The organism is Vallitalea sediminicola (genome assembly GCF_054408565.1).
In genome coordinates this window covers 1-213 of the sequence record NZ_BTPT01000338.1, presented here as the reverse complement: position 1 = coordinate 213, position 213 = coordinate 1, and the positions used below count along the sequence as shown (strand labels likewise).

General features: G+C 26.3%; 1 protein-coding gene. It reads left to right on the top strand.

Translation table 11 applies throughout. The features are described 5' to 3' along the window. Positions 1-213: TetR/AcrR family transcriptional regulator (locus tag ACX6CF_RS26975; protein ID WP_458788460.1), on the top strand; the 213-nt coding region annotated here is incomplete at both ends.

Below are 213 nucleotides of genomic sequence, written 5' to 3'. Positions count from 1 at the left end.
GGCTAATATTGGTAAAAGTACCGTATATGAATATTTTAACAGCAAAGATGAACTCATATATAAGACTATCAATTATATGGGAGAAAAATATGTAGAAGAAATTCAACAAAGGTTATTTACTGATAATAAGGGTTTCGAAATAACCATAAAAGGCCTTATAAGAATAATTATAGCAACTATAAGACAAGGAAATACTAATTTCATATTCATGAT